This is a genomic window from Roseovarius autotrophicus, assembly GCF_018069895.1.
GTDB classification, from domain to species: Bacteria; Pseudomonadota; Alphaproteobacteria; order Rhodobacterales; family Rhodobacteraceae; genus Roseovarius; species Roseovarius autotrophicus.
The window spans coordinates 13,569-28,461 of record NZ_JAGQDH010000028.1; the positions used below are offsets into that span (position 1 = coordinate 13,569).

Sequence of the window (14,893 nt, forward strand, 5' to 3'; positions counted from 1 at the left end):
ATTCTGCGTTTGCTCATGGGACCGTGGACGACCTACATCATCTGGGTCCTGAGCGATCAGGGGCCGCAAAGGTTCGGGGCGCTGAAGCGCGCTGTGCCTGGGATATCGACCCGAATGCTGACCGAGCGTCTACGGATGCTGCAAGGCGCTGGGGTCATCTGGCGGGAACAGGCGGAGACTATTCCGCCTGCGGTGACCTATGGCTTGACGCCACGCGGGAACGACCTGCGAAGCGTTCTGGACGCACTGGGAAATATCGCGGAACGATGGAAGGCTGAGGGGGCCTTTGAAGACAATGCCTTCCGCGTTGGTTGATTGCTCCACCCGGCAATAAAAATCAGAGTGTTACCAGCATGCTCAAGCGTAAGGCTGCGGCGGGGGCCGTCTGACATCGGCTACGATCCGATGATAAGTCCGACCCTATGTCCGATCTCATTTACCGCCCTCAAATCGAAGTTCTCTCAGCGGCCGATTGGGTTCGCCGTTGGCAGTGGTCGGATGAGGACAAGCTCCGGATCGTCGAGGAAAGTTTTGTCGGCCACCGGCAAATGACAGCCACGGCGCGGCGGCATGGCATTTGCCGGTCGCTGTTGACGATCTGGCGCCGACAGTATCGGAACGGTGAGCTTGGCGCTTCCCGCCCGGTATCCTTTGCCCCGGTGACCTTGACGAAGGATTTCCCGGCCTCTCAGCTTGGGCCGGTTGATCCCCCTGATCTCTCCCGCAACTGTCAGGTGGAGATTGCCCTGCCCAATGGCCGTCGGCTTAGCGTGCCCACCGGGGTCGACTCGGAAGCGCTTGCCCGGCTCATCGAGGTGGTGGAGCGGGCATGATCACCACCGGCGTCATGCTGGCGCTTCTGGCGGGCATCGCGATCAAGCTGAAGATCTTCGGCGGCCGCCAGTAGCCGCTCAAAATCCCAAACCATCAGCCCCCATGACCCGTCCACGAGGCGGGCTTTCCGTTTTGGAAGACCCCCATGACCACGACTTTTCACCGCCACTGGCGTGATGTGCCGGAGAGCACCTGGCGCTGGCCGAATTTTAGCCCGGCCGAAATCGCCGGCCGGGACACCGGCAAGCTGCTCATCAACGAACCCACGCTCGACAAGCAGGCGCTGCGCGATCGGCTGAGCTCACGCGGTTCATAAAGGCCGATCTCAATGCGGACCGGTTCAGCTGGCACGTCGACGAAGAGGCTATTGCCGAGGCCGAACTCTTCGACGGCAAACTCGCGCTGATCACCAACGCCCCAGACCTCACGCCCGCCGACGCCGTCGCGCGCTACAAGGGCCTCGCGGACATCGAGCGCGGCTTTCGCGTGCTGAAATCCGACATCGAGATCGCCCCGGTCCACCACCGCTTGCCTGATCGCATCCGCGCCCACGCCATGATCTGCTTCCTCGCTCTCGTTCTTTACCGCGTCATGCGCATGCGGCTGAAGGCGAAAGGCCACAGCGCGAGCCCGCGCACCGCCCTCGATCTGCTCGAGCGCATTCAACGCCACACAACCAGTAGAGGTGGATCGGTTTGTCTGAACAGGTTCCGGGCGATTTCTAAGTGGTTTTCCGCCTCGATTACGCCGCAGCCGCATGGGGCATTGGCTGGTAGAAGTAGGCCTGATCGGGGGTTTTCCCGTCAAGCGATGAATGCGGGCGGCGGCTGTTGTGGGCGAAAATGGGCACAGATGTACTCGTAGGGGGATGTCGCTGCGCTTGTGTGAGGCTCGTCTTCGCGCGCTACCGACAAATGCGTGATATTGGGCCCAGCCCGAACCGAACCAAACCGAACGAAAGCGGCTCGAAAGGTCTGCCCACCGCGCTGAAAACGCCGCCGCCAGGCAGGCGCGATGCCGGCTCAAAGCCCGATCGGCCCACATCAGGGCATCTTGGGCCCGCGACTGAGTCGGCGAGGGGCGCAAATGCTTGGTCAAAAGGAATGGTTACGCCATCTTGTCATCATTCGGCACGCCAACTGCGGGATGTCGGACAACACCAGATGATCGGGCGAGATGCCGATCAAAGCGTTTCACCAGCAAGATTTCCTTGTCGGGCCTCGCCAACTCAGGGCATTGATCTGTGTCAGGGCGCTTTGGCGCGTGCTCCGTAAGCTGAACCTGATCAGTGTTCGGAACTGTTGATCGCTGTTCGCGGCAGTCGCTGCGATTGCGATCATCACCTTGCTAGGAGTTTGCCATGACCAAAGGCGTGCAGACCATGTCACAAACTGATGCTGCCGATATTCGCGAGACGGCGCGCCGGGCCGTCGTCGAGAGCGAGAACATCCACGACGCAGTGCGCGATCTCGTGGTCCGCGCGCTCAGCCGCGAGTCCTTGACGCAGGACCATATTCGCGCGGTCGCAACCGTCGTTCTGGAAGGGGTCGCCGCGGGCGCACTGGAGGGCAGCGCCGAGACGGCACAAGGTCTGCGCGAGGCCGCTGAAGGGCTCGACGAAGCGATCGCGCGCGCCGCGCAGGCCTCGCACCTTGCGATCGAAGAGGCGGCCGGGCGGACGGATGATTTCACCGAGCAAGATCTTCAGAAAGCGATTGGCGACCTGCACGCGCTGGAGACCCTGTTCCAGGACCTCGTGATCTCGTTTGCCAAGAGCAGCAGCCGCGCGACACGCGGGATCGTCGAAGACCTCGCACGCCACTTCGAGCGCGTGGGGACCGACACGGCGCGTGCCGTGCGCAGGGCGACGCACTCCGGCCTTGGGGCCGCGTCCGCTGCTCATCTCCCCGATCTCGAAGATGTTGGCCGTGCCACACGCGGCGGGCTTTCCACCATCGCGGCGATCGGCAGCGGTATTTTGTCAGGTCTGGCTGAGGGTCTCGCGCCGGGCCAAGGAAAGCCGCCGCCCACATCGCCAACGGAGCCGGAAGACAGCTGATCGTGCGCGACCCGATTGGCATGCAACGTGACTTGGGGCGGCTCGCGCAACTGGCCGGAATCCTGATCCGACACGGGCTTGGCGACCTGATCGGGCGCCTTGGGTTGACCGGGGTCGCCCGCAAGGCCGGGCAGGTCTTGAATCCGTCCGACGCCACCGCAACGGCCGATCTCGCGCCGCCGCAGCGCCTGCGCATGGCGTTGGAGGAAATGGGGCCGACCTTCGTTAAACTCGGGCAGATCCTGTCGACCCGGGTCGATCTACTGCCGCCCACCTATATCGCCGAGCTAGAGAAGCTGCGCGACGGTGTGCCCCCGGTGCCCTTTGTGGCACTGCTGGAGGAAATCGAGGCCGAACGCGGCTGTCCGTTGCGCGATGATTTCGCCAAGATCGATCCGATTCCCCTGGGGGCTGGGTCGATCGCGCAGGTTCACCGCGCGCAGCTTGAGAATGGCGACGAGGTGGTTCTCAAGATCTGCCGCCCCGGCATCCGTGCCAAGATCGAGGCCGATCTGCGGCTTTTGGATTGGCTGGTCGATATCGCAATGGCCGAAAGCGCCGAAATCCGGCGGTTTCGGCCAGATGAAGTAGTGGCGGAGTTCGCGCGCTCGATCCGGACCGAGCTTGACCTGGCAAATGAAGGCCGCAACGCCGAGCGGGTCGCGGAAAATTTTCGTGATTGCGCACATATCCATGTACCATGTGTCCATTGGCAATGGACCAGCAAGATCATGAATGTCCAGGATGTCGCGGCGGGCACGCCGGGCACCGACCTGGAGGCGGCGCGCCGCGCCGGGCTCGATCTGCGCCGGATCGCGGCGCGCGGCGCCGAGGCGGTGCTGCAAATGATGCTGGTAGACCGGTTCTTTCATGCCGACCCGCACCCGGGCAACGTGTTCTACCTGCCTGGAGACGAGATCGTGTTCATCGACTTCGGCATGGTCGGGCACTTGTCTCGGCGGCGGCGCGACGAACTGGTGGACCTGCTGACCGGCGTCGTCGACCGACGCCCGGAGGCGGTGACACGCATCCTGCTGGACTGGGCCGATGCCGGCGCGAACCCCAGCCTCGAAGCCCGCATTGACGGGTTCATCGACCGGGTGCACGGGATGCCGCTCAAGTCGCTGGATATGTCGGCGTTGGTGCTCGACCTGGTCGCGCTGGTGCGCGAACACAATCTGGTGCTACCGCCGGACTTGACGATGTTGCTCAAGGCATTCACCACGCTTGACGGCATGGGGCGCGAGCTCGACCCGGAGTTCGACATGGTCGCGGCCGCGCAGCCGTTCCTGCGCCGGTTGATGCTTGAGCGCTTTTCCCCGGCGCGCCTGGCCCATTCCGCGCGTGGCAACCTGCTGGCCGGGGCTGGCCTGATGAGCCGTCTGCCCGAAGACCTTGGCCGCCTGTTGACCGACGTTCAGCAAGGCAAGCTGTCGTTCGGTATCGAAGTCCGCAAGCTGGACCATTTGATGGACCGTTTCGACAAAACGATCATGCGGGTGACTTTGGGCATTCTGATCGCGGCCCTGATCATGGGCTCGTCGATCGTGATGACCGTGATTGAAGGCGATTTGCCGGTCGGGCTGAGGTTCTTTGCCATGGCGGGCTTTTTTGGCGCGGTTGCGGGCGGGCTGTGGCTCATCTGGTCGATCTTGCGCGGCAGCAACGACTGAGCGCCGGGGCTGGCGCGCCGCCGCTGGGCCGATCAACGCAGTCGCTCCAGAATATCTGCCTTGTTCATTATCGCGTCATAGCCGCTCGCGATCGCCTGATCGGCCTTGGCGAAATCCAGCATCGTCATGTCGTGCAGGTCCAGATCGACCATCACGTTCGGCGGGTCGCCGGCGAGGCGGGAGCGCAGGATATGGTCGGTCATCACGTCGATCGAAGTGGAGAGCACGGTCAGATAGCCAGGCGGCGTGCGGGTCTGTTTGCCGGTGCTGCCAAGGTACTTGCGCAACAGCGGCTGCAACGCGACCGGGGCGGAGCTCAAGACGGTCTCGATCCCGTAGCGCGGTGCAGCCTCGGCGACGCCGTTGCCGTGCTGCGGCAGGTAGTGTCGTGCATTCGGGTTGACTGCGATGATCACCTCCGCCCCGAGCGCGCGGCAGGCCGAAACCGGCACAGGGTTGCTCATGCCGCCGTCAAGCAGCCACCTTCCCTCGATCCAAACCGGCGAGAAGATCCCGGGAATGCCGATTGATGCGCGGACCGCTTCCACCAGTTTGCCAGAGCGCAGCCACATCTCTCGCCCATGGGCCATGTCGGTGGCCACCGCGACGAAGGGCACCGAAACCTCGGAAAAGGTCGGTTTCACGCCGAAGTCGCGCAGCAGCCGGACGATGTGTTTGCCTTCGATCAGCCCGCCCGAGGCGAGGTTGACATCCAGCATCCGCCCCATCCGTATTTGGGTCAGGGCGCGCGCAAAGTCTTCCAGCGCGTCCAGCGCGCCGGACACATAGGTGGCCCCGACCAGCGCGCCCATCGAAGTGCCGCAAACGACATCGGGCGGGATGCCGATCTCCTCCAGGGCGCGCAGAATGCCGATATGCGCCCAGCCGCGCGCGCCACCGCTGCCCAATGCCAGGCCGATCTTCGGTGCCATCTTGTCCTCCTTCGTTTGTTCGTTTGCGCCGGTCGCGCCATTTCTGTGCGATCACCTCGCCTGCGGCCCGATCCGATCGGCGCGGCGTTTTTCCACACCGTAGTAGAGCAGCGGCACGATGATGACCGAGAGCGCCGATGAGACGGCGGTGCCAAAGATCAGGCTGATCGCCAGGCCACGGAAGACCGGATCGGTCAGCATGATCAAAGACCCCAGAACCAAGGCCAGAGTGGTCAGCAGGATCGGCCGCGCACGGATCACCCCGGCCTGATAGGTGGCCTCTTGCAGGTCCATGCCCTAGGCCCGGTTTTCGCGGATGAAATCGATGATCAGCAGCGAACTTCGAATGGCGACGCCGGCCAGCGCGATGATGCCCACCATCGACGTCGCCGAGAAATCCGCCCCCATGAGCCAGTGTCCCGGGAAAATACCGATCATCCCGAGCGGGATCGATGCCATCGCGACAATCGGTGTCATGAACGACTTGTAGTACCCGACAAGCAGCAGGAACACGCATAAAAGCGCGAGCCCCAGGACCATGCTCATGTCGCGGTAGGTGTCGAGCAGCAGCCGGATTTCACCGTTCCAGAGCAGTTGGTATTTTCCGATCGTATCGGGAACTGTCGGCTCCAGGGACAGGTTGCCGGTTTCCAGGGTGAGCCCGTTTCCGACCTCCATGCCGGAAAACCGCCGGTCGAGATCGGCAATCGCGTAGAGCTGCGAGGTCTGCGCCATCTCGCCGCCGACGAAGGTCACCCGCTCGTTGTTCTTGTGTAGGATTGGCCTGTCGCGCAGGCCCGGGACGACCTCTACGAGCCCGGACAGGGCAAGGTGTTGGCCGGCAGCGTTCTCGACGAACACGGTCTCCAGCCGGGTCGGATCGAGCCGTAGGCTGTGCGGCACACGCACCCGGATCGGCACGACGTTTCTCTCGTCCGCGGGGTGGATACGGCCGACAACCTCGCCCTCGAACAAAACCCGAAGCACCTCGCCGATCTGCGCCGTGGTGACGCCGGACAGCAGGGCCTTTTCCTGATCGACGATGATCCTGTATTCCTTCACATCCTCCGGCTGCGTCGTGCTGACATCGACCATGTCGTAGGTATCGTTGAAAATCTCCTCGGCGCGATCCGAGAGGCTGCGCAGGATCTCAAGGTCATCGCCGTAGATCTCGGCCAGCACTGTGGCACGCATCGCCGGTCCGGGCGGCTCTTCAATCACCAGCACCGTCGCGCCGGGGTAGGTGGCGACGATTGCGACGATCTGCGGCCGCAGGTCGCGCACCAACTCGATGGATTCGGTTGTGCGCAGATGCTTGTCGATCAGGTTGACACGGATCTCGGCGACATTCTGGCCGACCAGATCCGCCGATCCGCGCATCATCGCCGCCTTGTCCGCGACCCCGGATTGCCCGACCCAGCTCAGCGTGTTGGAAACCAGAGGATGTTGGGTCAGCACAGCATTGACCTCGCGCACCAACCTGTCGGTGGTCTCGACCGGTGTTGCTTCCGGCAAGTTCAACGCCACATTGAAAGAATTGGAATCGTCCTTGGGCAGAAAGGCCATAGCGACGCCAAACGACGGCTTCGGCCCGACCACGCCTTCGGGACGGATGAATTGCCATGCCGGCTGCAGTACCGTCAGCAACAGGATGGCCACAGTCGCCCCGTAGAGCGCCAGCCGGGCGCCCCGCCGGTTCATAGCCAGCACCAGAAGTCCGCGGTAGGCCCGCGCCAGCCAGCGCGGGCGTTGCTCCGTCGCCCCGGGCCCCTTGTGCTCTCCGAGATCGAGCCAGCGATACGCGGCCCAAGGTGTCACCGAATAGGCAAAAAACAGCGATGCTGCCATTGCGATCGGCACGTTGATGGCGACGGGAAAGAAATATTGCCCCGGCATCCCGCCGACCAGCGCCAGCGAGGCAAAAACCACAATGACCGTCGCGGTCGCCAGATTGGCGGCGCCGCCAACCTCGGCGCAGGCGCGAATGGTGGTGTCTCTCTTGCTGTCGCTGCCCTTGCCGCCGTCGGCATAGCGGCGATGGATGTTCTCGATTACGACGATGGCGTCGTCGACCAGCAGGCCAAGCGACAGGATCAGGGCAAACAGGCTAACCCGGTTGATGGTAATGCCGGCGACAAAATCGGCGCCGACCGTCACCAACAGCACCAGCGGCACCGAGATTGCCACGATCAACGCCTCGCGCCATCCCAGGAACAGGATCAGGATGAACAAGACCGTGGCAATGGCGATGCCGAGATGTTCGATCAGCACGTTGACGGCGTCATTGGCGTTCTTGCCATCGTTGCGGGTCACGACGAGCTGCACCTCGCGCGGCACGAACTCGGCCCGCATTCGTTCGATCCGTCCGATCACGTCCTGCGCCATAAAGACCGAGTTGGCCCCGGCCTTTTTGGCGACTGCGAGCGTGACGGCCGCCATGTTCTGGCCGCCGAACTCCGAAAACCCCGGATCGCCGGCACCGAAGTTGAACCGGCTCAGCTGCGCGGGTTCGATCGGCGGGCCGTCAAGAACGTCGGCAATGTCGCTCAGGTAGATCGGCCGGCCCTCGTGTTGGCCGACGATCAGGTTGCGCACATCGTCCGCGTGCCGGAAGAAACCTTCGAGGGTGACGGTCTGTACCGCGCCGGCCCGCACTGAGTTTCCGAGCGGAATTTCGAAGTTGCTTCCGGCCAGTGTGCCGCGCACGCGCGACAGCGGCACACCAAAGGCGGCCAGCCGGTCGGGGTCGAGGTCGACGCGGATTTCCCGGTCACGTCCACCCTTGACCGAGACCACCGACACGCTTGGCAGGCTGTGAAGCCGCTCCGCCATCCGGTCCGCTATGCGTTTGAGCGCATAATCGTCGTAGCTGGCAGAGGCCAGCGTCACCGTCACCGCAGGGATGTAGTCGGCATCGACGGCCCGGATCAGCGGTGTCCCGGCGCCGGACGGCATCCGGTCGAGGTTGCTGAAAACCCGGTCGTACAGTTTGACCAGGCTGGCTTGCTTGTTCTCGCCGGCCTTGAATTGCACCACCACCACTCCGACCGAGTTCATCGCCACCGCCTGGGTGTGATCGACACCGGTGATCTCGCTCACGATCCCCTCCAACGGGGTCACGATCAGGCTTTCCACTTCCAGGCTCGACGCGCCCGGCAATTGCACCGTGATCTGCGCTGAGGGGATGTTGATCTGGGGATTCTCCTCGCGCGGGGTGAACACCACGGCGATGACCCCGAAAACAACGACTGAAATGATAATCAAGACCGTCAACTTCGACGAAACGAACAACTCTGCCAGGCGCCCGGCAAGGTTGCGTGGCAGCTCGTTCATTGGCCGGACCCCGCCTTGTCGGCGACTATCAGGTCGCCGTCGCGTATGCGCCCGTCGTCACGCGCCACAATGGTCTCGCCGCCCTCCAGCCCAGCCCTGATCTCGGTGGACTGACCGAACACCCGCCCGCCATGGCACCCAGCGAAACCGCGCGGCCATGTCGTCACCGACGACGAACACGCCGGTCAGGCCGCCGCGCGTTGCTAGTGCCAGGTTCGGCACCAGCACAACACTGTCGGAGCCGATGACAAAATGCGCGCGCCCGAACATTCCGGGAAAAGCGTTCAGACCCTCCGGTAGTGCGAGGTCGACATCGTACCGGCGTGTCACAGGATCGCCCGAAGGGATCACGCGGAGAACTTCGCCTGGAATGTCGATCTCGGCAAGCGCGTCAATTTCGATCCTTGCGGGGGCGCCCACTTGCACATTCGCGATCTGGCTTTCCGACACCGAGGTTCGGAACAGCAGCCGCTTGCGCGATTCGATCGTCAGGATCGGAATCCCCGGACTGGCCAGGTCGCCCACCTGCTTTCGCCGCGCGACGACAATTCCGTCGATCGGGCTGAGCAGGGTCGTATATTTCTGCCCCGCCAGAGCGGTGTCGAGCACCGCTTGCGCCTCAGCCAGTCCGGCGCGGGCCAGATCGCGCGCCACTGTCGCCTGGCGCAAAGCTTCCAACGAGACTACTCCGCGTTCCTGCAGGCCAGCCAGGCGCGCGTGATCCGTTTCGGCGTTTTCCAGCGAGGTCTTGGCCGAACTCAGCACCGCCTCGGCTCGTCTGATTGCGCCTTCCACTTCGGTGGGGTCGATCTCAACCAGGATATCATCGGCGGAAATCACGTCGCCCTCGTTGACGCCGATCCTCTGGATGTACCCTGTCGAGCGGGACGCTACCTCGATTCGCTCCTCGGATGTGACGCTGCCCGGGGTGCTGTATAGCCGGTCAACCGGCCGGGCGAGCACCTGCACCACCGGCAGCTCCAGCGTGCGTGCGTCGGGAGCTGCATTCGGGGCGGGATCTTGCTTGCACCCGGCAAGACCCAGCAGGCAAAGCCCGGCCAGCGCCAATGTCACCTTGGCAATCCGGATCGGGCATGTCATCAGATGTGTGCTCCCGGCTGCGGTTGCACCAGCAGCCCGTGCAGGACAAGATCTTTCGTATGCGCAGCGAAATCTCTCAGGCGTTGTTTCGTGTTGCGTTCGCCGGTGAGAACCTCGAGCACCGGCGACAACTGGACGTATCCCATCACCAGGGCAATGATCGTAGCGGCCGAAAGCGCCGCGTCCTTGGTCGGCGCGAGACGATGCATCAAGCGTTTGATCTCCTGAAACGGCGCCGCCATCACGTCCTCGGTCAACAGCCTGAGCCGATCCCGATCACCGGCCAGAAGTTCGCGTTGCACCAACCGTGCCAGTACCGGGTTGTCCGAGAATTGCTGCGTCAGCCAGACGATCAGACGCTCCAGCGTCACATCTGGAGCGTCATCCCCCTTTACGACCGCTTCCAAGGCCTTGGCCCGGTCGGAAAAGACGTGGCGAAGCGCGGCGGCATAGATCGCGTCCTTGTCGGGGAAATGGTGGTAGAGCGCCGCCGGCGTCGTGTGGATCGCCCGCGCGAGATCGCGGATCGAAACCGCCGCGTAGCCATGTTCGGCGAACAAGACGGTCGCTGCTTCGAGAATCGAAACCTTGCGTTCGGAAAGAGGAGGTGCGGTCAGATCGACGCTTGACATCCGGGAGCTCCTAACTGAACGTTCGTTTGGGGAACTAGAGGTGCGATACACCACTGTCAAGACCGAGAGCGGTCCGGCCCGCAACCGCCGACACGAGCGGTCCGGCCCGCAACCGCCGACACGAGCGGACGAGGGGACAAGAGAAGACGCACGACGTGCCGGCCGATCTGCGTCCTATGATCGAATTGCCGCCCCGCAGGTTGATACCAACGGAAATGAGGAAGCAGTCTTCGTGAAAGTTGCCATCTTCACCAACACGTTCAGCCCCCATGTCGGCGGCGTGGCGCGCAGCGTCGGCAGCCTTGCGGATGGGTTGCGCGCGCGCGGGCATCAGGTCCTGGTGGTGGCGCCGAAGTTCCCGGATCATGAGGATTCAACCGACCACATCGTTCGTATTCCCGCCTATCAGCAATTCGCCGGCACCGACTTTTCGGTGCCCAGCCCCGTTAGTCCGTCACTGACGAGGCGGCTCGACGCTTTCGCGCCGGATATCGTTCATTCACATCACCCGTTTCTGCTGGGCGGCACCGCGCTGCGCTTCGCCGCTGCGCACAAAACCCCGATCGTCTACACCTATCACACGCGCTATGACCTTTATGGCCACTACGTGATCCACAACTCGGATATCACCCGGCGCCTCGCGCTGGGGCTTTCGATCGGCTATTGCAACCTGTGCGACGCAGTGATCGCCCCGAGTAAAAGCATCGCCGCCTTCGCTGCGCTGAACGGGGTGAAGACGATGACGGTGGTCATCCCCACCGGGGTGAACACCGTGCCCCTGTACGAGAACGACACCGCCGGGCTGCGCGCACGCTACGCGATCCCTCCGGATGCGTTTGTCGTCGGCCACGTCGGGCGGCTGGCGCAGGAAAAGAACCTCGGCTACCTGACCGACGCGCTGATCCGGTTTCTGCGTGCCGCGCCCGAGGCGCATGCGCTCATCGTCGGCCATGGCGAGATGAGTGCGCCGATGGCCGATGCCTTTGCCGAGGCGGGCGTGTCGGGGCGCGTTCACTTGACGGGGGTGCTCATCGGGGCCGAGCTGTCTCGGGCTTACGCGAGCATGGACGTGTTCGCGTTCTCGTCGGTCTCGGAGACACAAGGCTTGGTACTGATCGAAGCAATGGCCGCCGGCGCGCCGGTTCTGGCGCTCGATGCGCCCGGCGCACGCGATGTGGTCGTCGACCGCGAAAACGCCCGACTGCTGGCGCGCGATGCCTCGACCGAGACCTTCGCCGAAACTCTGGACTGGTTCGCCGCCCGTTCGCCTGAGGACGTCGGCGAAATGCGCGATCATGCGAAAGACACTGCGGCAGGCTATTCGCAGGAAAACACAATCAGGAAAACCCTCGATCTTTACGCGGTACTGATCGAACGTCAGCCAATCCGCATGTCGATTGAAGACAGCGCCTGGAACGCCGCCAAGCGCCGCCTTGCCGAACAATGGCACACCGTCGGGCGCGTGGCCTTTGCGCTCACCGACGCGGTTCTGATGCCGGAGCGGCCAACCGATGAATGATTTGCCCCCGGACTGCCGAAATCGCCGGATCACGAAACCGGGCTCCATGGCCGTCATGCCCTTGAACGCAAGCATCAAAGCAGTGTTGGCGCGTCTTCTGGGCAATGCCATTGCGTTTGTCTATCATCTCTGGAGCGCCTCGTGGTCGGTGGACAAGGCCGAAATCGCCCGACTGGAAGAGTTGTCGGCGGCGGGCAAAGGCGTGATCCTGGTGTTCTGGCACGGCAAATTCCTGCCGCTGTTCGCGTTGCTCGAAGGCCAGCACGCGGTTGTCTTCACCAGCGAAGGATTTCGCGGTAATGTCATCGCCCGGATCTGCCAGAAATTCGGATATGTGCCGTCGATCCTCCCACCGGGCGGACAGGGTGCCGCCTACCGGCACATGATCCGGGAATCGCGGCACGGCAAGACTGTCGCCTTTGCCACCGACGGTCCGCTCGGACCGCATCGCCAGGCCAAGCCCGGCGCGGTTCAGATGGCGTCGCAACTTGGGTTCCTGATCTTGCCGGTTTCGGTCGTCAGTCAGCCCAAGCGGGTGATGGAAAAGCGCTGGGACAAGCGCGAATGGCCGCATTGGGGCGCGAGCGTCACGCTTCGGATTGGAGACCCAATTCGTATACCCGCCGGCATGAAGGGGGATGCGGTTCGCAGGTGGTCGGCAATCGTGACACGAGCCATAGACGCCAATGAGCACCGCAAGTGATAGCCCGTGGTCAGAGGAAACCGCCACGCCTGAAGGATGAGCCCTGAGCTCAACGTTTTTGTTCCAGCGAATGCAGGTGCCAAAGGCAGCTCGGCTTCGAACATTGCTACCGAAACTGTGGTGCACCTCGAAAAATTACCCTGACCTCGGCACTGCGGAATGAATGCGGCGATGAACCGGCACCGGGGAGGTAGCGATGGCGTAGATGGGCATTTCGATCTCTCGGACACGCGAGCCTGAACACGAAGAACGTCCCCTGCTGTTCACAACACTTCGCGCTCGAACGCTTCGACGTCTACAATTATGTAGATCGCACGGTCCCCGATTTTCAGGAGCCGGGGTCCGTCCCCGACCCATCGCCACCGCTCGAGGGTCCTCTTCTGATTTTTCACCGGGCTGTCAGCTCCGTCTGGCTCAAGCAGGTTTCCGGTTGTGTCTCGAAAGTGGTGGAAATTCTCTTACGGCGTTCTCCGAGCGGGATGATTTGCGCCTGCTCAGGCGGCGAGGTCAAGGGTTATGGGCTTGATCGGTTTGTCGAGGGTTTGCCATCCGTCGACCTTGCGCATGGTGATCTGGCCGGAGGCGAGCAGCGCCCAGAGGAGCATCGGCACGGTTTCGGCGCAGGGCAGCACAGCCTGGGTCTTGATCCGGCGGCGGAACTCCTCGTTCAAACGCTCTATGGCATTCGTCGTCCGCGCTGCCTTCCATTGCGACGGATCGAGGCGGGTGAAGGTGAAGAGGCGATCCCCGGCCTCTTCCAGGCTATCGGCGACGGCGCGGCACTTCAGTCGCCATTTGCGCAGAAAAGCCTTGCGGCGCGTTTCCACCTCGGCCGCGGTGTCGGCATAGATCATGTCGCGGTAGTCGTTGCCCAGCTCCTCGTGCATGTGCTTCGGCGCGTGGGCCAGCAGGTTTCGATGCTTGTGAACCGTGCAGCGCTGGATCGGCAGGTCGTCACCCCACAGCGCCACCAGAGCGGCCTCGAGGCCCGGGGCACCGTCAACGATCACGAATTCGGGCCGCTTCAGGCCGCGGGCGTCGAGATCGTCGAGGAATTGCCGCCAAGCTGCCGTGCTCTCCCCGCCCATATTCATGATCGAAAGCAGGACCTTCTGCCCATCGCGGCGCACACCGATGGCGGCCAGCACCGAGATATTCGTGGCGCGTCTGTCGATCCGCGTCTTGATGACGGTGCCGTCGAGAATGAGCCGGATGATGTCCTCATCGGCAAGGCTGCGAACACACCAGGCGTCCCAGTCCCCCTTCACCTTGCGCCAGGCGCGGCTGACCACGTCTTTGCTGACGGCCCCCTTGAACAGCGCATGGAGCGCGCGCTTCACACGCCGCGTGTTGGTGCCCGAGAGATAGACGGACGCGATCAGCGCTTCGGCCGTCCTGGTCAGGCGCTGGTAGCGCGGCAGCGCCTTCGAGCGCCATTCGCTGACCTTGCCGGTTTCGTCTGCAATCCGGGCACGCGGCACGCTGATCGTCTCGGTGCCGAAGGTCCCGGTGATCTGGCGAGCGCGTTTGCCGTGGCGATAGCCCTTTGCCGCCCCGGTCTCTCGGCCATACCGCAAGCGGCCGAGAAAGCTGTTCAGTTCTTCGTTGAAAACCGCCTCGATCGTGCTGCGGATGTTGGCGCGCAGCCGATCCTCGATCGGATCGAAGCCTTCATCACAAGCGAGTAGCGAAAACGCGCTGGTGTCTGTAACCTGGTTCATGGCGTGATCTCCTGTGGCGGTGCCAGCCGCCGGTTGGGTGGGTTTAGATCACCCGGAGATTACGCCGCCCTCGAATTTCCACCAGACTCGCGACCTCGCCCAGGTTTCTCTCATCTTCGTCTCCTTTCGCGCAGCCCGCATGGTCGCAAGGGAGTGAAGGGGTCAGGGAAAATGATATGCAAGTCAGATAGTTGCCAGTCTGGTAGTATCTTTGCCTGTTTGATCGGGCTCAGAGAAGGTTGGACGGCAGTCCCTTTCCCTCCGCCACTTTCCTTTGAGAAACGTTTCTCCCGATCCGGCGGAAGACGAGTGAGGCGAAGCCGGTCTTCGGTCAGACCATGCCAATTCGAGGACGCGAATGGAGCGCTCACAACAGGAAATCGAGT

10 protein-coding genes and 2 pseudogenes are annotated in these 14,893 nt (G+C 63.1%); 7 read left to right on the plus strand and 5 right to left on the minus strand.

Annotation, left to right across the window (positions count from 1 at the left end; genetic code table 11):
• Nucleotides 1–15 precede the first annotated feature (15 nt).
• The 5 genes and pseudogenes from KAK09_RS16745 to KAK09_RS16765 all read left to right on the plus strand — a co-directional run bounded on the left by KAK09_RS16745 (nucleotide 16) and on the right by KAK09_RS16765 (nucleotide 4,566).
• Entirely contained in the window at nucleotides 16–315 is a 300-nt protein-coding gene (locus KAK09_RS16745) for a winged helix-turn-helix transcriptional regulator (protein WP_247651383.1), read from the plus strand.
• 107 nt (nucleotides 316–422) lie between these two features.
• The gene (tnpA, locus tag KAK09_RS16750) at nucleotides 423–833 is read left to right on the plus strand and encodes an IS66-like element accessory protein TnpA (protein WP_210880087.1); all 411 of its coding nucleotides are present in this window, start codon (nucleotides 423–425) and stop codon (nucleotides 831–833) included.
• 289 nt (nucleotides 834–1,122) lie between these two features.
• Nucleotides 1,123–1,521 (plus strand): annotated as a pseudogene (locus tag KAK09_RS16755) (IS1634 family transposase); the annotation flags it as partial.
• A gap of 673 nt (nucleotides 1,522–2,194) precedes the next feature.
• Nucleotides 2,195–2,893, plus strand: a complete 699-nt coding sequence (locus tag KAK09_RS16760) for a DUF6781 family protein (RefSeq protein ID WP_210880088.1) — start codon at nucleotides 2,195–2,197, stop codon at nucleotides 2,891–2,893.
• Nucleotides 2,894–2,913: 20 nt separating this feature from the next.
• Complete coding sequence (locus tag KAK09_RS16765; RefSeq protein ID WP_210880089.1) at nucleotides 2,914–4,566, plus strand: ABC1 kinase family protein; 1,653 nt, start codon at nucleotides 2,914–2,916, stop codon at nucleotides 4,564–4,566.
• 32 nt (nucleotides 4,567–4,598) lie between these two features.
• Here the strand turns inward: KAK09_RS16765 and KAK09_RS16770 are convergent, their stop codons facing one another.
• From KAK09_RS16770 to KAK09_RS16790, 4 genes and pseudogenes are all read right to left on the minus strand, one after another.
• A complete protein-coding gene (locus tag KAK09_RS16770) occupies nucleotides 4,599–5,498 on the minus strand; it encodes a patatin-like phospholipase family protein (protein ID WP_210880090.1) in 900 nt (299 codons plus the stop codon).
• A gap of 51 nt (nucleotides 5,499–5,549) precedes the next feature.
• Nucleotides 5,550–8,831, minus strand: a pseudogene (locus KAK09_RS16780) (efflux RND transporter permease subunit).
• 57 nt (nucleotides 8,832–8,888) lie between these two features.
• Nucleotides 8,889–9,905, minus strand: a complete 1,017-nt coding sequence (locus KAK09_RS16785; protein WP_210880093.1) for an efflux RND transporter periplasmic adaptor subunit — start codon at nucleotides 9,903–9,905, stop codon at nucleotides 8,889–8,891.
• 26 nt (nucleotides 9,906–9,931) lie between these two features.
• Nucleotides 9,932–10,564, minus strand: a complete 633-nt coding sequence (locus KAK09_RS16790) for a TetR/AcrR family transcriptional regulator (protein ID WP_210880094.1) — start codon at nucleotides 10,562–10,564, stop codon at nucleotides 9,932–9,934.
• A gap of 40 nt (nucleotides 10,565–10,604) precedes the next feature.
• Between KAK09_RS16790 and KAK09_RS16795 the strand changes: the two genes are divergently transcribed.
• Both KAK09_RS16795 and KAK09_RS16800 read left to right on the plus strand, forming a co-directional pair.
• A complete protein-coding gene (locus tag KAK09_RS16795) occupies nucleotides 10,605–12,083 on the plus strand; it encodes a glycosyltransferase (protein WP_210880095.1) in 1,479 nt (492 codons plus the stop codon).
• A gap of 46 nt (nucleotides 12,084–12,129) precedes the next feature.
• Nucleotides 12,130–12,786 carry a lysophospholipid acyltransferase family protein gene (locus KAK09_RS16800; protein WP_210880096.1) on the plus strand — a complete coding sequence of 219 codons (657 nt, stop codon included), beginning with the start codon at nucleotides 12,130–12,132 and terminating at the stop codon, nucleotides 12,784–12,786.
• A gap of 494 nt (nucleotides 12,787–13,280) precedes the next feature.
• Here the strand turns inward: KAK09_RS16800 and KAK09_RS16805 are convergent, their stop codons facing one another.
• Nucleotides 13,281–14,507 carry an IS256 family transposase gene (locus KAK09_RS16805; protein WP_210880097.1) on the minus strand — a complete coding sequence of 409 codons (1,227 nt, stop codon included), beginning with the start codon at nucleotides 14,505–14,507 and terminating at the stop codon, nucleotides 13,281–13,283.
• Nucleotides 14,508–14,893: the final 386 nt, after the last annotated feature.